The organism is Microbacterium schleiferi, from assembly GCF_020781975.1.
Taxonomy (GTDB): Bacteria; Actinomycetota; Actinomycetes; order Actinomycetales; family Microbacteriaceae; genus Microbacterium.
Window position 1 is genome coordinate 136,562 of record NZ_JAJGNI010000008.1, and the last position, 19,936, is coordinate 156,497.

Consider the following 19,936-nt stretch of genomic DNA (forward strand, 5'->3'; position numbering starts at 1 on the left):
GCACGAGCGCCCGTCACTCCCGACTACAAGAAGTCCACAAGCGGACCTGGTCGCCACCTCCAGCACATTCCCGCGCATAGAGGGACCATGACTACACAGAGCAAGCTGCCTCGTCTGCTGTCAACCGTCGAGCTCTCCGAGTACTTGGATGTGCCGGCCCGCACGCTCGAAGCGTGGCGCGCTCGCGCAGGAGGGCCTCCGTTCGTCCAGTTCGGGCGCCAGGTCTGGTACCCCGATGACGCGCTTGTCGAGTGGCTGAACGAGCGGACGACCGTCCCGACGCAGAGATAGTCCACCTCTCGAACCACGCCATAAGGCCCAACTGCCCGGCATCTCCGGGGAGTTGAGCCTCGCTTGTCATCGGGAACCAGTGCGGAAATTGCACGGGTTCCCGATCAGGACCCTGAGCCCTCCTCACCAATGGTCGACTTCAACTCAGCGTCCCGCCGCGCATAGAAGGGATGTGAACAACGACAACGAGGCCCTCCGCGGTCAGACCAACGTCCACCCGTCCAACAACCCCAGCACCGCGCATCGCGCCGGCATCGGCAGGCCAAGGCTTGCGGTCGGCGAGGTCGGCAAGATCGACCTCAAGCAGGTCGAGTCACGCTTTCACGCGCGAGGAAGCACCCGCGACACAGCCGGCAAGCTTCGCCGCATTAGCGCGACTGGCGAAACCGCCGACGAGGCCGTGGCTGCCCTGCGAATGCGAGCTGCCCGACTCGGACTCATCCCAGGCGAACTCTCCGGCGCGTCGACTCTTGGTGAACTTCTCGACGTCTGGCTCAGTGAAATCGTCGAGAGCCGGAACATCCGCCCGCAAACTGTCGCCGCCTACCGAACCAAAGCCAACCGGTTGAAGCGAGAATTCGGTGCACTCGAAATCGCCGAGCTTCGTCCTCGACGCATGCAGATCGTCATGAACGACCTCGCGAAGCACAAAACGGCGTCCGAGTTCCAGGCGCTGAGGACGGTCCTGAAACAGGCCTTCCGCTATGCCGTCCGGGCTGAGATCCTGAGCGCGAATCCTCTCGACTCGCTGGAGCCTGTGCGTCCGGCCGAGCAAGGCCCTCCCGTGGCACTCAACGTCGAGCAGGTGCAGGCCTTCCGCCGCGCGTTCGCTGAGTACGTCGAGGAGGGCGTGCGCGACTCCAACCGACGCAAGGCTCAGCTCGCCGTCGACATCATCCTCGGACTCGGCGGGTTGCGGATCTCGGAAGCGCTCGCGCTCAGGCACCGCGACGTTGACTTCGACAACTGCACGGCGAGCATCAACGGAACCCTTGTGTATCTCCCCCACGAGCCGCTGCAGCGCCAGGACAAGCTCAAGCGAGACGGACAGTCACGCATCGTGCGGCTCGCGTCAGGTGGTGTCGGGATGCGCGCCCTCCGGGCAGCCCTCGAGCAATGCGGTCCAAGCGAGCGCGGGCCAGAGCAGCCGCTGCTGCGCCGGGTCGAAACCGGGGGCATCGACGAGCCATGGATCAACCCTGCCGTCATCAGCTTCCACTTCGACATCGTCTCCAAGCGTACGTCCGTCGTCGAAGCGCTCGCCAGCACTGGACTCACCTCGAAGCAGCTCACGCCACATACGCTGCGCCGGTCGGTCGCAACGGTCGTGTCGCGCGGCCTCGGGCTGGAGCACGCTTCGGAGCTCCTCGGGCACTCCGATACGCGCATCACGAAGAGTGCCTATGTCGCGCCCGAGCAAAAGTACGTTTCATCGGGGTCCGTCGATGAGTTGTTCGGCTTCGAAGACGACCTCATCACGTAGCCGCTAGTCGCCCCAGAACGAAACCATCTCCGCCCGCCTGCGGCAATCGCTTCGTGTCCGAGGTACGCGCGGGAACTACCGAGTGCTTTGCGGCGGTTCCCGCGCATGCTTCGTGCGAACGCCAGTGAGTGAGACTGACAGTTCAGACAGCACCGTCGACCAGCCCGAGCCCAACGGCCCGGTTGACTGGACGTCCATGAGTGGCTTCGCCACGAGCGATGTATCAATCGCTTGAAAGATCAGGGCTTCTTTGTGGTCAACCTCGCACGGTTGCCCGAACCAAGTCGGCGCTCGTCCCTACGCTGGAACCATGACTTTCACCGCCCTCCATCGCGCGCTCGGACTCGCGCCCGCTCCCCTGACGGATGTTCTGCTCGACGCCGCCGTGGCTGCCGAAGTGGTGGAGGCGAACGATCTGGATTGGAAGTCGGAGCTCCCTCCGGCGAAGGGCCTGCCTCAGACAGACTTCCCGAAGGACGTTGCGGCGATGGCGAACAGCGGCGGCGGCGTCATCGTGTTCGGTGTGCGCGAGTCGCAGAAGGCGGCGGTCGAGCGGGTCGATGTCGGTGAGCTGGATGAGGCGTACGAGCGTTCCTTGCGGAGTGCGGCGATCACCGCCATCTCACCGCCCGTCTTCGGACTCAACGTGTACCGCCTAGGAACCGTAGGGAGTCGAGCCGTCATCGTGGAGGTGCCCGCGAGCCTTGACGGGCCACACCTGATCTACAAGAACGAGTACTTCGCCGCTCCGGTGCGCAACGACTCAGACACGGTGTGGATGAAGGAACGGCAGATCGAGGCGATGTACCGTGCTCGTTTCGAGGAACGTCGGCACGCCACCGAGGCGTTGGATCTGCTGTATGGCGAGGCTGTAGCGGGGCGGGACTCTGACAAGCGCGCCTGGCTGATCGCGGTTGCTCACCCTCGTATCCCACGCTTCCGCGACCGGCTGACGCGTGAGGAAGCCCGAGGGGTGCTGACGAAGACCGTGGGACTCGCCCTGACCTACGCCGGCCGCGGAGGCGTCCACCCGCTGGAGAACGTCGACCGCGACAATCCGCGCCCCGGCTTGCGCCGCTGGATGGCTGTGAACGCGGCGACCGGCGAACGCTCAGTCTGGAGGGAAGCGTGGATCAGCGTTCACCATGACGGCTCCGTCACGGTTGCCGCAGCGGTGGGCGGGCATCGCATGAGCAGCGACGGATACTTCGAGGGTTGGCAGGTGGAATCTGCCGCGATTGAGTGCGCCATCGCCGATCTGCTGGCCCTAGCGAGGACTACAGCGGAGACCACCGGCAACGACGAGTACGACGTGCGCCTTGGAATCGAATGGGCCGGTGAGCAGCCGTTGATGATCCTGACGAAGGACAACATGGGGTTCACCTACGATGGCGTTTCAGTCCCGCTGCACCGCTACACGCCGGTCGAGACCACTGTGAACGCCATCGAGCCGGCGGCAGATTTCTTCTGGCACGTTCACGACTTCGCTCAGGACTGTGTGAATCAGGGCGGCATCTCGAACGTGCTGATGATCCAGCCGCCGACCCGCGACGAGCCGGCATAACCCGGACTCGCCGCGAGTGCCGCACCGAGGCGGGTTCGCCTCGGCTCGCTGCGCAGGCGGTTTCCGCCTCGTCGATTAGGCGACTGGGTGCACGACGACGGGTTCCAGCGCCCAGTCGCGAACGCCCCTGCCATCGACGAAACGCCATTCTGCGTGGCACTTGTCGCAGTCGATCCGCACGTCGTGCTCGCGGAAGCCAGGGATGTTGTCGTGCTCTTCGACGATCGTCCCGTCTCCGCAAGGGCACAGGAACTCGTAGCGCTCTACTATCCCGGCCCCAGCGCCCCATCCTCCGTGATTGTGTGTGTCTCCGCCGACCGGCTCGGTGCGGATGGGCTCGGCCGAGGGCACTGTTCGCATCCACTCGGCGATCGAAGTGACTACGGCGTCGTAGGCCTCCGGCGAGTGGGAGACCTCGTGGAAGATGGCCAGGAGCTCGTCGGCGGTGCGAGCGACGCGGTGGTCGCTGTCTCGGACGCCGGCTGCGTAGTCGCCGGCGAGATCGCCCACCACATCGTTGCGGCTGACCTGCTGGACGAGCCAGTCGTGGAACGGAGCCGGCTCTGCGACCGGCTCCGGCCGGAGCCAGCCTTCGGTGATGAGTTCCCCGGCGGCAGCCCGCGCGAGCGCGGCGCGCAGGTGCTCGTATCCGACGGGACGGTAGTGGTCAGCCTGCGGCCGGGACTGACCTGAGCCGACCAAGCGGCGCACGTAGTCGTGCTCGCGCTCCGAAACGCCGATAAGGAGGTTCGGACCGTCGCCGTCCGGGTCTGTGATCGGAAGTCCCAGAGCTGCCGCCGCCCAGATCACGCGGCCGTTGGACACGTATGAGAAGTGGGTGCTGAGAAACCACTCTGCGGTGTGTTTCAGGGAGTAGCTGCCTACCTCTGGAACCTCGGAGCCCGGCGTGGGCGTGAACATCCGCAGCATGTCCGTGATGAGGGCAAGCTGGATGTAGTCGGTCTTGCCGTTGAAGCTCCATGGCGAATCCGAGCGGACGCCGTTCTCGCCGAGGCGGGGCGCGCCGCCGTTAGCGCCGATCAGCTCGTGATCGTTGAGGGCGGCGATCAACCGTCGCGCGCTCACCCGTGGACCGAGGAGTCCTTGGGCCAGGGGGGAACTCATCTGCCGCAGCGCGGAAGTGTAGTTCGTGCCCGTGAAGGCTGACCAGGCGCGCGCGTCCTGCTGGAACGCGCGGCTCGGAGTGGTGTTGTTGAGAGTCATCTCATCTCTAGTTCCGGGCTATGCACCCCACGCCTGCCAGCCCTGTGACTTGAGAGAGGTCTCGAACCAACAGGTACTGCTTCTCTGGATTCCGCATCTGCGGTTGTCCTCGACGTCTTCGCCGCGTGGGGGCTCGGACTCGGAGACAGGCAGGCCAGACTGCCTGTGCATAGCGTACCCACCAAGGCTCCACCCGTCCATCACGAGCTAGCCGCTTCTACGTGCGCCGGCGGCTACTAGTAGATGTCCACTGACTACGGAACGATTGAGACGTGACTGATGCTGAGTCGGGGCGGTCGGCCCACGAAGGTATGAAGGAGCTGCTGCGCGAGCAGATCGCGAAGCTGTATCTGGAATCGCCGGACTTCAATGGTGTTGCAGCTGCTTCGCTCATGACTGTTACGGAGGAGTTCTCTGTAGACCCCGAGATCGTGCTTACCGACCTCGTCGCGGAGGGTGCGGTGTATGCCAACTTCGGGCACGAGATGGTCAACCCGCACATTCTCGGATTCCCCCACCAATCAGCAGCGGACAACCTTGCAGAGGTCCGGCTGCGCGGCGGGACGCGTTCGGCTGTGCTGTATCCGACTCGTGCGACGCTTACTGCGATGGAGGCGGGTAGCCGCTATCCGAATGCCCCATATTCAGCGGCTCTTGCCCTTGGGCATGCCCAGCTTGAGTCGGTGTTCTTTCGAGCCGACGTGCTCGGCCGATACCGAGATGACCCGCGGTATGACTACACCCTCGACATTGGCGGCGAGATCAGGGCTCGGGAGGGCACCCCGCTCGACACCTACCTTACGACGTTCAGTATCGGGTTTGATCGCGACCCGGATAGCAACGAAATCGTCGTTGGCGTGCCATTGCGCTATCTCCACGATCTCTCACCGGCCGAGCAGGCGTACTGGAAATCTTTCGAGCATGAGCGCCAGGACTGGGTGCTTCACCCCGATTGGGTGCGACCTCATCTCATGGGAGAGTTTCCGGAGCGGGTCAGCCCATACACGGCGATCCTCATGGAGATGAGTCTTGCGAACGAAATTTGCGATGCGATCGGCTATCCAGCGCTCTTTCGGACTCTCTACGAAGGTGCTGGCCGCCCCACGGACTACGGTTACCTGATTCGCCCCACTCGACGCGAGCTATCCAACTTCATCGAGCAGCTCAACAAGCTATTGATCGACAATCTCGACCAACGATTCTTTCGCAGAGCTGGACTCTCGCTCACCGAGGAGAGGCGGGATGGCGAGGGCAATACCTATCAGGGCCAGCGCGGCACGATGAACATGCTCATAGAGTGGATGGAGCGGACGGTAAGGCACGATCCCGAAAATATGGTGCCCGCTGCAGCGACGACCCTCAAAGAGATTCGCCGGGCGCGTTCTGACGCAGCGCACACTCTGCGTGAGAACGAGTACGACCTGGCAGCCTGGACCGATCAACGGCGTCTAGTCATAGAGGCCTACTTCGCCATTCGGACCGTGCGGCAACTTCTTCAATCCCACCCCAAAGCTTCGTCGGTCAGGGTGCCTGAGGAGCTTGACGAGCCGAGAGTCTGGCCGTTTTAGGATTCCTCATTTCTGCTGACTCCACGCGCAGTAGCCGGTCCACGGAGCGCTCCTGCGCGCCGGCACATTTGATGTTCCGTGATGTGCACCGCGCGCGCAGCCCTCTCACGCGCATGAATGCAGAAGTCACATGCCGGGCACCAGGAGCGCGCGGTATGGTCGACATATGCGACGATCGCAATCCAGCGAATAGTTCGCGCGCCAGAAGCAAAGGTGACCTTCCGGGTCCGCCATTTCAGGGGGTTAGCGGTGCGAGACGAAGACGCCCGCCAGGTTGTCGATGACCTCGTGCAACTCCTTCGCTCCCCAGAGATTGGTTTGAACGAGCTCGTCGAACAGCATCTCGACGCCGTAGCTAACGGTCGCGTCGTCGAGAACGTTGCGGAAGACACTCCGAAGAAGCCAGGGAGGGCAGACTCGCGAAAGCTTCTACCGAGCGATGTCCGTCATCGACATCTCACCGTGACGGAACAACTATCCGGTCTGATTGACCTAATCGAAGTGGCCGTCGCCGGAACAATCGATGTCGAAGAACGCACCGTAGAGATGGCTCGCGAGTTTCTGCCGGAGAACGCGGACCTGAAGATTCTGTTCAGCAGCGACCCCGCAAACCTCGCTGAAGAAGCCAGTCCTCGTCGGTCGCAGACATTCGAGAACGAGCCGAGATCCGTGACTGCGCCCAGCGCAGGCCGGATGGACGCGGCCAAGGGAATCCTCGACACGTTGCGACAGCTGCGCGAGGTAACTGGGGTGTCGCGCGCAGACTGGCTGGAACCACAAGAGGAAAGGCTCAACTCGACCCGACCAAACTGGAGAAGCGCGTGATGGCCTCCGCGATCCCTACGGCCTCCACCCCGAGCCAACTTCTGGCTCAGCTACGCGCTCAACTGCCTCAAGCATTCCCCACAACCATGTCCGCGACCGCCACCCCTGGGAACGACCTCTACGAGGCCTACCTATTCGGACTAGTGCTCGAGGCAGCGAAGATCGCTGGCTACCTCGTCGAGCTGCGAGATGGCAGCGGGGCCGCCAGACAACTGCACCTTCGACGTAGTCCTGGACGAATCTTCAGTACTGGGGCGCCCGGCGCCCTCTTCACCCACGCACGCCTAACAGTCGGAAACCGCCCTCCACTAGAAGTGCACACGGGTGTTCGTTTCGTGGGGAGGTCTAGAGTGCTCCACGAAGCAGACGTATTAGTCATTCCGGAGAAGGACGCGAACCGGTGTCGCGCGGTCGGTGTCGACCCCCAAAGCAAGGCGGCCTTCCTGGTCATTGAAGCCAAGTATTGGACGAAAGCGGTGAAGCTCGGTACTGGACGGGAGTTTCTCGGTCTTAGACGAGACTCGTCTGCGAAAGCGCAAGCGTTCGTTTGCACCGTCGCTAAGTCCTCGGCGATTGCACTTCTCGCTGGGTCGCCGGGGGTTGAATACGACGACGGCGTATTGCCAGCCTTGGCGGGCGAGCAAAGTCTCCGCAGCTACGTCCATCGCTTGCTTCGCGACTACCGAGATCGTCAATAGGCGGTCCGCTGGCGAGCGGCCCAGGCAGCGGGATTCGAACCCGCGGGCGACTTGCACCGCCACCCGAGTTTCAGTCGGGCGCCTTAGGCCGCTCGAGCCATGCCTCCGTGGCACGCTGCGCGGTGGGTGCAGTCCATTCATCCGCCAGCGAGGTGCCTCCGCTTGCGCGGTGGATATCCAACTATGCCAGAACTGCGCCCACCCCCACACACTGCACGCACGCGCGCGGACGCGCGTCGCGATGCTAGCCGCATCTGCCCTTCTTCAGCTCTTGGGTCGCCAGCGGGACGCCTCTGACGCCATATGGGCTCGCGCACGGCTGAGACCGGCCAGCTTGCCTGGATTCTTGTCGATATTGATCGGCGGCGTGAGCTCAACGATGACCGCAGTCTCGACGTCACCGAGCGGCACAGTCATGCTGGCGGGCGCGGGCCAGACTGCAAGGGTCAGCCTGGCGTGCATCCACTCGTTGAGGCGTGTGTCCCCGCCCTCCGCGAGCGCGTAGTTCGCGAACCGTTCGGGCTTGGTGAGGTTCCTCGGGACGGCGCGCAGGTCGAGAGCATCGCGCAGAAGAGCTGCGAACGAGCGTCGAACGGTGGAGCCGCCGGTTCGGGGCGTGGAATTCGGGTTCGTGGCGAAGTGGCCGTTCAGATCCCGGGAAACCAAGCTTCTTTCAGCCTTGCCGACGTAGAGAGGTTGGTGGTGTGTCACGGTGAGTCCGAGGTCGGTCCATGCCTGCTCGTCGCCGTAGATGGCGTACAGCCCTGGCTGAGGAGGAACGTGGGATGCAGCATCGGTGATCGTCCAGCGTCGTCCGGTGAGCGCGCCAACGGCGGAACTTGCCAAGGCCACGAGTGGCGTCGTTGTGGTCACCTTCGTGACTCTACTGAGAAGCGGCGACCTCGCTGGGTAGGTCGCTCGGTCCCCGGCTAGGGCTGAGTCGCGGCCCGAACAAATGCCGGAGACCGAGAGACGGTCAACTACGGGGCCGTCGCGCGCGTCGTCAGACTCAATGAAGCCTGGTACAAGCTCCGTACGTATGCCCCGCCCAAGTGCATGCTCGCGGTGCGCCCCCTGACCGACCGTTGGGGAGCGCAACGTCCCGCGACTCCAGAGCGACACAAACTCCACATGATCTTGCATGCGCTGGTCAACTCGAATCAGTTCGCGAGTGTCGGAATCTGCGTGAATCCACGGCTACACGTTCCCGATTCCTGCACGAGCTGTACTTCGGCGTCTGATACCGATCACGAAGAAGGCCCGCATCCACTCGGATGCGGGCCTTCTCCCATTTCCACTGGGCATCGCACGTCGATTTCAGCCGTAGAAGTGCTTCTCGAAGACACGACGTGCGCGCCGCGTGACGCCGAGATAGTCCTCTTCCACCCGCGAAGCCGAGTGTGGCGGGTACTCGAGCAGGCGAGCGAGCCCGTCGAGTTTGCGCCGATCCGTCGGCAAGACATCGCTCGTCTGCCCCGACAGCAGGGTGTTAGCCGACCGCAATCTGCTCGCGAGGATCCAGGCATGTCTCAGACGTTCGACGGCGCTGGCGGGCAACAACCCATGCGAAGCCAGCGCGTCGAGTGCTCGAAGGGTCGACGTGGTGCGCAATTCGGGAACGTCATGGGCGTGCTGCAGCTGGAGCAGCTGCACCAGCCACTCCACATCGCTGAGAGAACCGGGGCCCAACTTCAGATGTCTCGCAGGATCGACACCCTGCGGCAGACGTTCGTTCTCGACCCGTGCCTTGATGCGCTTGATCTCACGCAAACCGCTCTCGTCGGCAGACGCCGGATAGCGGACCGAGTCGGCGAGCTCCGTGAACGCGCCGATCAGCTTCACGCTTCCTGCGACACCCCGGGAGCGAAGCAGTGCCTGGGCCTCCCACGACAGCGACCACCTGCGGTAGTACGCCGCGTAGGCCTCCAGCGACCGGACGATCGGGCCAGTACGACCCTCAGGGCGTAGGTCAGCGTCCAGATCGAGCGGCAGCCGCAGATCCTCCGAGTGCTGCCGCAAGCCGGCGACGAGCGCGTTCGCCAGCTGGCTCGCACGCCCCTCCTCGACACCGTTGGCACGATAGACGTAGAGCACATCGGCATCGGACCCGAAGCCGAGTTCCGCGCCGCCGAACCTGCCCATCGCGATGACCGAGAAGTCGAGTGCATCATCTTCGGGCGGCACGACCTCTCGCCGCACCGCCCGCAGCGTGGCTTGGATCGTCACCTCGGTGATGGTCGTCAGCGCGTTGGCGATCTCGTCGATCGAGAGGATTCCGAGAACGCCGCCCATCGCAGTTCGGAGGACCTCCCGGCGGCGCAGAGCCCGCACGGCCCGCGCTGCGTCCTCGATGGAGCTGTGCCGGGTCTGGATGGCTCGGGCTTCCTCCTGGAGCGCCACACCAGAGCGGGGCCGAAGTTGCTCCTCCCCGTCCAGCCATGCCGCTGACTCGGGAATCCACTCGACGAGTTCCCCCACGTACCGCGAACCGGAAAGAACGCGGGTCAGTCGCTCAGCAGCCCCCGTCGAGTCGCGCAGCATTCGGAGGAACCACGGAGTGTCACCGAGACGCTCACTCAGGCGCCGGAAAGAGATCAGGCCGTAGTCCGGATCAACGCCGTCAGCGAACCAGCGGATCATCACGGGCATGAGATGACGCTGAATGGTCGCCTTGCGACTGAGACCGGTCGTCAGCGCACGAATGTGGCGGAGCGCACCCGGCGGATCGAGGAAGCCGATCGCCGCGAGGCGGTCGTGAGCCTGATCCTCGGACAGGGCGCGCTCCTCAGCGGGCAGTGCCGCCACGGCCGACAGCAGCGGCCGATAGAACAGCCGCACATGAATGTCGCGGACTTCGCGCTTGATCGCTTCCCACTGCGCGATGAGGTCAGCGCCGGTGTCAGCCAGGCCGGATGCGCGGGCCAATACGCGCAACTCGTCGGGATCAGTGGGCATCAGGTGCGTACGCGAGAGCCGACGCAACTGTAGACGGTGCTCCAGCAGCCGCAGCAGCCGGTAGTCACGCGCGAATGCCGCGGCATCCGTGCGCCCGATGTACCCCTCAGCGACCAACGCATCGATCGCTGCCAGCGTGCCGCGCTGCCGAATCGCCTCGTCACTGAGGCCATGCACCAGCTGCAGCAACTGCACCGTGAACTCCACGTCTCGGATGCCGCCCGGACCCAACTTGATCTGCTGGGCGACCTCCTCAGAGGGGATGTGGTCGGTCACGCGCTCCCGCATCCGCTGCACGCTGTCGACGAAGTTCTCACGGGCGGCGCTCGCCCAGACCCGCGGTCGAACTGCCTCGATGTAGGCCTCCCCCAGGGCCGGGTTTCCCGCGATGGGGCGAGCCTTCAGGAGAGCCTGGAACTCCCAGCTCTTCGCCCACCGCTCGTAGTAGGCCACGTGCGAATCGAGCGTGCGCACCAGAGCGCCCTGCTTACCCTCGGGTCGCAGGTTCGGGTCAACCTCCCACAGTGGCGGCTCGATCTCAACGCCGGAGATTCCACGCATCGTTTGCACGGCCAGGCGCGTGCCGATATCCACAGCGCGGCTCTCGGACACCAGGGACTCGTCATCCGTCCCCGCGACGAAAATCACGTCGACGTCGGAGACGTAGTTGAGTTCACGGGCACCGCACTTGCCCATGCCGATGATCGCCAGCTGGGTCGCATCGACCTGCTCGCGAGAGAACTGGCCGGCAGGTCCTCCCGTTGAAATACGGGTTCTGGCGATACACAGGGATGCTTCGAGCGCGGCGGCCGCCGCATCGGCCAGCGCCCTCGACACGGCGTCCAAGACGGCTTCCGGTGCGACATGCGAGAGGTCGAAGAGCGCGATGCGCGCCAGTTGGGTCCGATACGCAATGCGCAAACGGACCCAGGCGGCTTCCGACCCGTCGTCGGCGAATCCTCCCTGGACGCCCACTGCGGTCAGAAGGACTTCGCGAAGCTCCGCCTCGCTCGGGAGCCTGTCGGCGCCACCCTCGAGCTGAATGATCTCATTCGGATGCCGGCCATAGAACTCGCCGAACCCGCGCGACGCGCCGAGCAGAAGCCACAGGTGCGACCACCGGCGCTCGTCGAAGGCGGCGACCCGCAGTGCGTCGGCGTCGCGGCGCGCTACCCGGAGTAACGCCTGCAGTGCCGCGTCGGGATCTGCGGCGGCTGCAGCAGGGGCCGCCACGGATGCTCGGTCGATGCCGAGTGTCTCAGCCAGTTCCGCGAGCCCGGCGTCTGCCTGAGCAAGTTCGCTGAAGCCGACGCGCGCCAGGTCGGTGAGACCCGTGGTCCGTTCGGTGGATGCCATCGACGGTCCCGGGCGCGTCAGAGCATCTCGAGGTTGCTCTTCAGCTCGTACGGGGTGACCTGTGCACGATACTGCTGCCAGTCGCGGCGCTTGTTGAGCAGGACGTAGTTGAACACCTGCTCGCCGAGCGTCTCGGCCACGAGTTCGGAGTCCTCCATGTACTCCAACGCGTGGTCGAGGCTCTGCGGGAGCGGCGCGTAGCCCAGGGCTCGCCTCTCGGAGTCACTGAGCGACCAGACGTTGTCTTCCGCCTCTGCCGGCAGCTCGTACCCTTCTTCGATGCCCTTGAGGCCGGCGGCGAGCAGCAGCGCATAAGCCAGGTAGGGGTTGGCAGCGGAGTCCAGCGCTCGGTACTCGACCCGCGAGGACTGACCCTTGTTGGGCTTGTACATCGGGACGCGCACGAGGGCCGAGCGGTTGTTGTGACCCCAGCAGATGAAGCTGGGCGCCTCGTCGCCGCCCCACAGGCGCTTGTAGGAGTTGACGAACTGGTTCGTGACGGCGCTGATCTCGTTGGCATGGCGCAGGAGACCGGCGATGAACTGCCGCCCGACCTTCGACAGCTGGTATTGGGCGCCTTCCTCGTAGAAGGCGTTCACGTCCCCCTCGAACAGCGACATGTGCGTGTGCATGCCGCTTCCCGGCTGACCGCTGAGCGGCTTGGGCATGAAGGTCGCATAGACGCCCTGCTCGATGGCCACCTCTTTGATGACCGTGCGGAAGGTCATGATGTTGTCGGCGGTAGCCAGCGCGTCGGCGTAGCGCAGGTCGATCTCGTTCTGTCCCGGACCACCTTCGTGGTGGCTGTATTCGACCGAGATTCCCAGGTCTTCGAGCATCCTCACCGACCGGCGACGGAAGTCGTGAGCGGTGCCGCCGGGAACGTTGTCGAAGTACCCCGCGGAGTCGACTGGTTCCGGCCCCTCCGCGCCGTACGACGAGGACTTGAGGAGGTAGAACTCGATCTCGGGATGCGTGTAGAACGTGAATCCCGCGTCCGCGGCCTTTGCCAGGGTGCGCTTGAGCACATGACGCGGGTCGGCGACGGCGGGCTGGCCGTCGGGGGTCGTGATGTCGCAGAACATGCGCGCGGTCGGGTCGATCTCTCCGCGCCACGGCAGGATCTGGAACGTGGTCGGGTCGGGATGCGCGAGCAGGTCGGACTCGTAGGAGCGGGTAAGCCCTTCGATGGCCGAACCGTCAAAGCCCAGGCCCTCCGTGAACGCACCCTCAACCTCGGCCGGCGCAACTGCCACCGACTTGAGCGTCCCGATCACGTCGGTGAACCACAGGCGCACGAACTTGACGCCGCGCTCCTCGATCGTGCGAAGAACAAAGTCCCGCTGCTTGTCCATGGAGGTCCTCTCGGTACGAACGTCAGTGGGCGGCGCTGCCGCCGGAACCCCAGGAGTCCTCGCGTGCTTCGTCATCAGCCCACGCGCGCGAGCGCTCCTTCATGATCTCCGGCGCGCGAGCTGCCTCTTCTGCGGTCTCGAACGGACCGGCACGGTCGACAGCGGGCGACTCGAAGCCCTTCTCTACCTGACCGGTGGTCAGGTTGTACCAGTACTTCTCGGCGTCAGCTGACACGTCTGCTCCCTCGGTGGGTTCCGTTGACTCGATCCTACTGATCGGAGGCGCCGGGATGGGTAGGCTGATCGCATGGCATCTGACCTGACCCGAGCAGTGGGCATCGACATCGGCGGCACGGGAATCAAGGGGGGTGTTGTCGACCTCGAAGCGGGTGAGCTCGTCACCGATCGCATCAAGGTCCCCACCCCGCCCGGAGCCGAGCCGCCCGCGGTGCTGGATGCCGTCAAGCAGGTTCTCGAAACGCTCGAGGTGGCGGACTCGGATATCCCCCTGGGCGTTGCGTTCCCCGCGATCGTGAAGAACGGCAAGACCCTGTCGGCGGCGAACGTTTCGGAAAAGTGGATCGGCTTCGAGGCTGAGAAGTTCTTCGAAGACGGGCTGGGCCGCGACATCCATTTCGCCAACGATGCCGATGTCGCCGGCGTTGCCGAGGTGCGCTACGGCGCGGCGAAGGGTGTTGAGGGACTCGTCTTGCTCACCACCCTCGGCACCGGCATCGGCTCGGCGATGATCTACAACGGCGTCCTGATTCCCAATTCAGAACTCGGCCACCTCGCTCGCCCTGGCAAGGACAAGGATGCCGAGTACTACGCGGCCTATTCCGCCATGGAGCGGGAAGAACTGTCCTGGGCAAAGTGGGCTAAGCGGCTGCAGTGGTACTACAGCCACCTCGAGTTCCTCTTCTCCCCCGACCTTTTCGTCGTGGGTGGCGGCGTTTCGAAGCACCCGGAGGAGTTCCTGCCGCTGCTGAAGCTCAACACCCCGATCGTGCCGGCGGTGCACCGCAACAACTCCGGGATCATCGGCGCAGCTGCACTCTCGCTCGGGGTGATGCCGCAGCTCGCGCAGGCCACCGCCGCGCAGTGAGAGGGCGGCCCTGTCGGGAGCTGTACGGCCCCGACAGGGCGAATGGGCCGGCCTGTACGCCGGGTTCTGTTCGGGAGCGCTGCTCCGTCGACGGTCATCTCTCTCGGCGACGCGTTGCCGCGCCGCTCTAGCGGCCTACCCGGGGACTCGGCGAGCCGCGTCATCATCCCCTGTCTGGCCTTGCTCCGGACGAGGTTTACCGTGCGGGTCGTGTCGCCACGACCCCGGTGGTCTCTTACACCACCCTTTCACCCTTACCGGGACGAGCCCGGCGGTCTGCTTTCTGTGGCACTGTCTCGCGGATTGCTCCGGGTGGGTGTTACCCACCGCCCTGCCCTGTGGAGCCCGGACGTTCCTCGGCGTGGCACCGCCACGACGCGACCGTCCGGCCGACCCATTCGCACCGCCGAGTCTACGCGGCGCCCCGCGGGGTCTACGCGGCGCCCCGCGGGGTCTAGCTGCCGGCTGAGCTAGAGACCCGACTCCTCCGTGCGCACGAGGATGCAGCCGCACTCGGGGCAGGTGACGACAGACTCCGGCGCGGCGGCACGCAGCGCGCTGAGGTCGCTGCCAGCAAGCACCATGTGGCATCCGCCGCAGGTCTGTCGGGTCAACAGGGCGGCACCGGCGCTTCGCTGGGCGAGCTTGTCGTAGAGACCGAGAAGATCGGAGGCGACCGTGGATGCGACAGCCTCGCGGTCACGGGTCGCGGCAGCCTCGTCGGCCTGGGCCGCTGATACCGCCGCCTTCGCCGCGGCGCTGAGCGATGCGCCTTCTTCGTTGACCTCTCGAAGTCGAGCTTCGAGGCCGGCGACAATCTCTTCGGCAGCCTCCGCACGCTCCATCGCCTCGAGGTCGGCGTCTTCCAGATCACTCTTTCGCCGCGCCAGAGCCGCTAGCTCGTGCTCGAGGTTCTGCGCCTCCTTGGCGTTGGCCGAGTCGGCGAGCCGTGCCGTATCGCGGGCGATGCGGGCCTCGACGACCTTCAGATCGTCGTCGAGGCGACGCTGCTCGGCGCGGACGTCATCGACGGTCCCCCGCGCCCGAACGAGGTCTTGATTCAGCTCGGTGCGCGCCTGCATCAGCTCAGAGATCCGCGCGGCCTGTTCGGGTGAACGCGCCGCTGCGGCGGCACTCCGGATGCGGGCGTCCAAGGCAGCGACCTCGAGAAGACGCCGCTGGTCGTCGGGACTCGCATTCATGTGGGCCCTGCCGGGATCGAACCGACGACATCCACGGTGTAAACGTGGCGCTCTACCAGCTGAGCTAAAGGCCCTCGAGGCGAGTCTACGGGGCCAAAGCGGCATCCATGGTTTCGGCTGACCGAGCCCGGCCGCCTCGCCCGCTCCCACCGGATGCGGGACTCGCTAGGCTGGGTCGTGGTCTGCCGTACGACACGCGCACGACCAGACCCTGCGATGCTCACCCTGCAGCGCACGGCCGCCCGTTCGTGGCACACCCTGCCCGTCGAAGAAAGGTTTCACGTGACCGTCAACGATCAGGATCCGTACTCGCAGGGACCGCTCGACAGCGACCCCGACGAGACTGCGGAATGGCAGGAGTCCCTCCACCAGCTCGTCTCGGCCAAGGGCCAGGGGCGGGGCAGGGAAATCATGCTGAGCCTGTTGCAGACATCGCACGAGCTCCAGCTCAACGTGCCGCAGGTGCCAACCACCGACTACATCAACACGATCTCGCCGGATGCGGAGCCTGAGTTCCCCGGTGACGAGGAGCTGGAGCGCCGCTACCGTCGCTGGATTCGCTGGAATGCTGCCATCACGGTCCACCGCGCGCAGCGTCCGGGCATCAGCGTCGGCGGTCACATCTCGACCTACGCCTCGTCCGCGTCCCTCTACGAGGTCGGCTTCAACCACTTCTTCCGCGGCCCGGATCACCCGTCCGGCGGCGATCAGATCTTCATCCAGGGGCATGCCTCCCCCGGAACCTACGCTCGCTCCTTCCTGGAGGGACGCCTGACCGAAGCACAGCTCGACGGCTTCCGGCAGGAGAAGTCGGCGGCACCCAACGGTCTGCCGTCGTACCCGCACCCGCGTCTCATGCCGGACTACTGGCAGTTCCCGACCGTGTCGATGGGTCTCGGGCCGATCAACGCGATCTACCAGGCGATGACCAACAAGTACCTGACGAACCGTGGCATCAAGGATGTCGGCGACAGCCACGTCTGGGCGTTCCTCGGCGACGGGGAAATGGACGAGGTCGAAAGCCGCGGTCAGCTTCAGGTAGCCGCTAACGAAGGCCTCGACAACCTCACGTTCGTGATCAACGCGAACCTGCAACGTCTCGACGGTCCCGTGCGTGGCAACGGGAAGATCATCCAGGAGCTCGAGAGCTTCTTCCGGGGCGCGGGCTGGAACGTCATCAAGGTCGTCTGGGGAACCGGCTGGGACGAACTGCTCGCCAAGGACACCGACGGCGCGCTCGTGCACCTGATGAACACCACGCCGGACGGCGACTTCCAGACCTACCGTGCTGAAGACGGCGCATTCATCCGTGAGCACTTCTTCGGCCGCGATGAGCGCACGGCGGCGCTCGTTAAGGATTGGACCGACGACGAGATCTGGGGCAAGCTGCGCCGCGGTGGCCTTGACTACCGCAAGGTCTACGCGGCCTACAAGGCGGCAGTCGAGCACAAGGGCCAGCCCACCGTCATCATCGCCAAGACGATCAAGGGCTACGGCCTCGGTCACCACTTCGAGGGTCGTAACGCGACCCACCAGATGAAGAAGATGACGCTCGAGGATCTCAAGCACTTCCGCGACTCGATGCGTATCCCCATCTCGGATGCCCAGCTCGAGGAGAACCCGTACCTGCCGCCGTACTACAACCCCGGACCGCAGGACGAGACCATCCAGTACATGATGGAGCGCCGTCGGTCCCTCGGCGGGTTCCTCCCCCAGCGCCGAACCTCGCACACCGCGATCACGCTGCCGGGCGACGACGTGTATGCCATGCCAAAGAAGGGGTCGGGTACGCAAGAAGTCGCCACCACGATGGCGTTCGTGCGCCTGCTCAAGGACCTGCTGCGCGCGAAGGGATTCGGCAACCGCATCGTGCCGATCATTCCCGACGAGGCACGCACCTTCGGGATCGACGCGTTCTTCCCGACGCAGAAGATCTATAACCCGCACGGCCAGAACTACACCTCGGTCGACCGCGATCTGCTTCTCGCCTACAAGGAGAGCCCGCAGGGTCAGATCATGCACGTCGGCATCAACGAGGCCGGCGCGCTGGCCGCGTTCACCGCCACGGGCACGTCCTACGCAACGCACGGCGAGCCGCTCATTCCGGTGTACGTCTTCTACTCGATGTTCGGGTTCCAGCGGACGGGCGACGCGCAGTGGGCCGCCGGCGACCAGATGACGCGCGGCTTCGTGATCGGCGCGACCGCGGGACGGACAACCCTGACAGGTGAAGGTCTCCAGCACGCCGATGGCCACTCGCACCTTCTGGCGTCGACGAACCCGGCCACGGTCTCGTACGACCCGGCATACGGGTACGAGATCGCGCACATCGTGCAGTCGGGCCTGGAGCGGATGTACGGCGGACACCACCCCGACCCCGACGTCATGTACTACCTCACGGTCTACAACGAGCCGCTTGTTCAGCCTGCGGAGCCCGAGGGTGTGGATGTCGAGGGCATCGTGCGCGGCATCCATCGCATCTCCACCGCCGAGGGTGAGGGCCCGCGTGCCCAGCTTCTGGCATCGGGGGTCGGTGTGCCGTGGGCGCTCGAAGCCCAGCAGTTGCTGCGCGACGATTGGGGCGTTCAGGCCGACGTGTGGTCGGTGACGTCGTGGACCGAACTGCGCCGCGACGGCCTCGCCGCCGACGAGCACAACTTCTTGCACCCCGAAAACGAGCCCCGCCGCGCGTACATCAGCGAGAAGCTGCAGGACGCCGAGGGCCCCGTGGTCGCCGTCAGTGACTTCATGCACGCCGTTCAGGATCAGATCCGTCCGTGGGTTCCGGGGCGTTTCGCGACGCTCGGCGCCGACGGCTTCGGCTTCTCGGACACGCGTCCGGCTGCGCGACGCTACTTCAAGATCGACGGCCCCTCGATCGTGGTGCGCACGCTGCAGGCGTTGGCCGAGGAGGGAGCCGTCGATCGGGCCCTTGCCGGCCAGGCGATCCGCAAGTATGACCTGCACAACGTCAAGGCGGGCACAAGCGGAAACGCGGGCGGGGAGAGCTGACGACCCGGCCATGACAGCGCATCCCACCGACAAGGCCGAGACTCTGGCGTGGCTACGCCGCATCTCGGGGGATCTCGCGACCGCGACGATTCAGCGACTCGAGCAGAGTCTGCCCTGGTACTCGGAGATGCCGCCTGCGCGTCGGTCCGCGGTAGGCCTGGTCGCTCAGGCGGGAATCACATCCTTCATCCAGTGGTACGACGATCCGCAGTCGACGCCCTGGATCGCCGCCGACATCTTCGCCGCCGCGCCCCGCGAGCTGTTGCGCAGCGTGAGCCTGCAGCAGACGCTTCAGCTCATCCGCGTCTCAGTGACGGTCACGGAGGAGCGGATCGCGAGCAAGAGCGAAAGTCTGCGTGAGGCGATCCTCCTCTACTCCCGGGAGGTCGCGTTCGCCGCGGCCGACGTGTATGCGCGAGCCGCCGAAGCGCGGGGACTGTGGGATGCACGTCTTGAGGCCCTCGTCGTGGATTCGATCCTCACGGGCGAGACCGACGAGGAGCTCCCGAGTCGGATTGCCGCACTCGGATGGCATGGTCACGGCGAAGTCGCTGTTCTGGTGGGCACGACGCCGCCGCAGTTCGACGTCGACCAGCTGCGCCGAACCGCGCGCAAGCTCGGCGTGGATGTTCTGATCGGCGTGCAGGGGTCGCGACTGGTTCTGGTGATCGGGCGGTCGGAGCCGTCACCACGGGCGGAAGACGCGGAGCAGGACTTGCCCTTCCCCGAGATCGCTCGTCGCCTCGAGCCCGGCTTTGGGCCGGGCTACCTCGTGCTCGGCCCCGCGGTGCCGGCATTGGTCGATGCAAGCATGAGCGCGCGGGCGGCCCTGGCCGGTTTTGCCGTTGCCCGAGCGTGGCGGCATGCGCCACGGCCGGTCGAAGCCGACGATCTGCTGCCCGAGCGCGCCCTCGCCGGCGATCCGTTGGCCAAGCAGACCTTGATCGAGCGCATCTACCGTCCGCTTCATGCGCATTCGACGGATCTGGTCACGACCCTGTGGAGCTACCTCGACAACGGCCGGTCGCTCGAGGCCACCGCGCGTGAACTGTTCGTACACCCCAACACGGTTCGGTATCGCCTCAAGCGGGTCTCGGAGGTCATCGGCTGGGATGCCACGGGTCCCCGGGAGGCGCTCATCCTCCAGACTGCACTCATCCTGGGATCGATCGGCACGGAGTCGGTGCGTCGCCGACCTGCCGCGCTGCACCGCCGCGTGTCAGCCTGAGCGTGTAGACGCGCGACAAACGAATGCGCGTTTTCTCGATCAGAATCTCCAGAATGACCGCTCGACACGC

The 19,936-nt window shown here is 65.2% G+C and carries 14 protein-coding genes, 2 tRNA genes and 1 other RNA gene; 8 read left to right on the forward strand and 9 right to left on the reverse strand.

What is annotated here, in order from left to right; all coding sequences use genetic code 11:
- Positions 1-87 precede the first annotated feature (87 nt).
- The 3 genes from LL236_RS11095 (at position 88) to LL236_RS11105 (ending at position 3,338) form a co-directional block, all read left to right on the forward strand.
- Positions 88-291, forward strand: coding sequence for a helix-turn-helix domain-containing protein (locus tag LL236_RS11095; protein ID WP_228178866.1), 204 nt, complete (start codon positions 88-90; stop codon positions 289-291).
- 172 nt (positions 292-463) lie between these two features.
- The gene (locus LL236_RS11100) at positions 464-1,774 is read left to right on the forward strand and encodes a tyrosine-type recombinase/integrase (RefSeq protein WP_228178867.1); all 1,311 of its coding nucleotides are present in this window, start codon (positions 464-466) and stop codon (positions 1,772-1,774) included.
- A 310-nt stretch (positions 1,775-2,084) separates the two neighbouring features.
- Positions 2,085-3,338, forward strand: coding sequence for an AlbA family DNA-binding domain-containing protein (locus tag LL236_RS11105; protein ID WP_228178868.1), 1,254 nt, complete (start codon positions 2,085-2,087; stop codon positions 3,336-3,338).
- 75 nt (positions 3,339-3,413) lie between these two features.
- Here LL236_RS11105 and LL236_RS11110 read toward each other — a convergent pair whose 3' ends face one another.
- Positions 3,414-4,562 carry a hypothetical protein gene (locus LL236_RS11110; protein WP_228178869.1) on the reverse strand — a complete coding sequence of 383 codons (1,149 nt, stop codon included), beginning with the start codon at positions 4,560-4,562 and terminating at the stop codon, positions 3,414-3,416.
- A 272-nt stretch (positions 4,563-4,834) separates the two neighbouring features.
- Between LL236_RS11110 and LL236_RS11115 the strand changes: the two genes are divergently transcribed.
- Both LL236_RS11115 and LL236_RS11120 read left to right on the forward strand, forming a co-directional pair.
- Positions 4,835-6,130 carry a hypothetical protein gene (locus tag LL236_RS11115; protein ID WP_228178872.1) on the forward strand — a complete coding sequence of 432 codons (1,296 nt, stop codon included), beginning with the start codon at positions 4,835-4,837 and terminating at the stop codon, positions 6,128-6,130.
- 213 nt (positions 6,131-6,343) lie between these two features.
- Positions 6,344-6,955: a hypothetical protein gene (locus LL236_RS11120; protein WP_228178873.1), complete on the forward strand. Its 612-nt coding sequence runs from the start codon at positions 6,344-6,346 to the stop codon at positions 6,953-6,955.
- 717 nt (positions 6,956-7,672) lie between these two features.
- Here LL236_RS11120 and LL236_RS11125 read toward each other — a convergent pair.
- The 5 genes from LL236_RS11125 to LL236_RS11145 all read right to left on the reverse strand — a co-directional run bounded on the left by LL236_RS11125 (position 7,673) and on the right by LL236_RS11145 (position 13,554).
- Positions 7,673-7,760: transfer RNA gene (locus LL236_RS11125), tRNA-Phe, on the reverse strand.
- A 157-nt stretch (positions 7,761-7,917) separates the two neighbouring features.
- Positions 7,918-8,526 carry a GIY-YIG nuclease family protein gene (locus tag LL236_RS11130; RefSeq protein ID WP_228178874.1) on the reverse strand — a complete coding sequence of 203 codons (609 nt, stop codon included), beginning with the start codon at positions 8,524-8,526 and terminating at the stop codon, positions 7,918-7,920.
- 444 nt (positions 8,527-8,970) lie between these two features.
- Entirely contained in the window at positions 8,971-11,964 is a 2,994-nt protein-coding gene (locus LL236_RS11135; RefSeq protein WP_228178875.1) for a bifunctional [glutamine synthetase] adenylyltransferase/[glutamine synthetase]-adenylyl-L-tyrosine phosphorylase, read from the reverse strand.
- 17 nt (positions 11,965-11,981) lie between these two features.
- A complete protein-coding gene (glnA, locus tag LL236_RS11140; RefSeq protein ID WP_228178876.1) occupies positions 11,982-13,319 on the reverse strand; it encodes a type I glutamate--ammonia ligase in 1,338 nt (445 codons plus the stop codon).
- 22 nt (positions 13,320-13,341) lie between these two features.
- Positions 13,342-13,554, reverse strand: a complete 213-nt coding sequence (locus LL236_RS11145) for an SPOR domain-containing protein (protein WP_228178877.1) — start codon at positions 13,552-13,554, stop codon at positions 13,342-13,344.
- 72 nt (positions 13,555-13,626) lie between these two features.
- Between LL236_RS11145 and ppgK the strand changes: the two genes are divergently transcribed.
- Entirely contained in the window at positions 13,627-14,424 is a 798-nt protein-coding gene (ppgK, locus tag LL236_RS11150) for a polyphosphate--glucose phosphotransferase (protein WP_228178879.1), read from the forward strand.
- 39 nt (positions 14,425-14,463) lie between these two features.
- Here ppgK and rnpB read toward each other — a convergent pair.
- The 3 genes from rnpB to LL236_RS11165 form a co-directional block, all read right to left on the reverse strand.
- An RNA gene (rnpB, locus tag LL236_RS11155) (RNase P RNA component class A) lies at positions 14,464-14,821 on the reverse strand.
- Positions 14,822-14,894: 73 nt separating this feature from the next.
- The gene (locus LL236_RS11160) at positions 14,895-15,626 is read right to left on the reverse strand and encodes a zinc ribbon domain-containing protein (protein ID WP_228178881.1); all 732 of its coding nucleotides are present in this window, start codon (positions 15,624-15,626) and stop codon (positions 14,895-14,897) included.
- Position 15,627: 1 nt separating this feature from the next.
- Positions 15,628-15,700 (reverse strand) — tRNA-Val (locus LL236_RS11165).
- Between the two features lie 208 nt (positions 15,701-15,908).
- Between LL236_RS11165 and aceE the strand changes: the two genes are divergently transcribed.
- Positions 15,909-18,638: a pyruvate dehydrogenase (acetyl-transferring), homodimeric type gene (gene aceE / locus LL236_RS11170; protein ID WP_228178882.1), complete on the forward strand. Its 2,730-nt coding sequence runs from the start codon at positions 15,909-15,911 to the stop codon at positions 18,636-18,638.
- Positions 18,639-18,648: 10 nt separating this feature from the next.
- Positions 18,649-19,866: a PucR family transcriptional regulator gene (locus tag LL236_RS11175; RefSeq protein ID WP_228178884.1), complete on the forward strand. Its 1,218-nt coding sequence runs from the start codon at positions 18,649-18,651 to the stop codon at positions 19,864-19,866.
- Positions 19,867-19,936 lie beyond the last annotated feature (70 nt).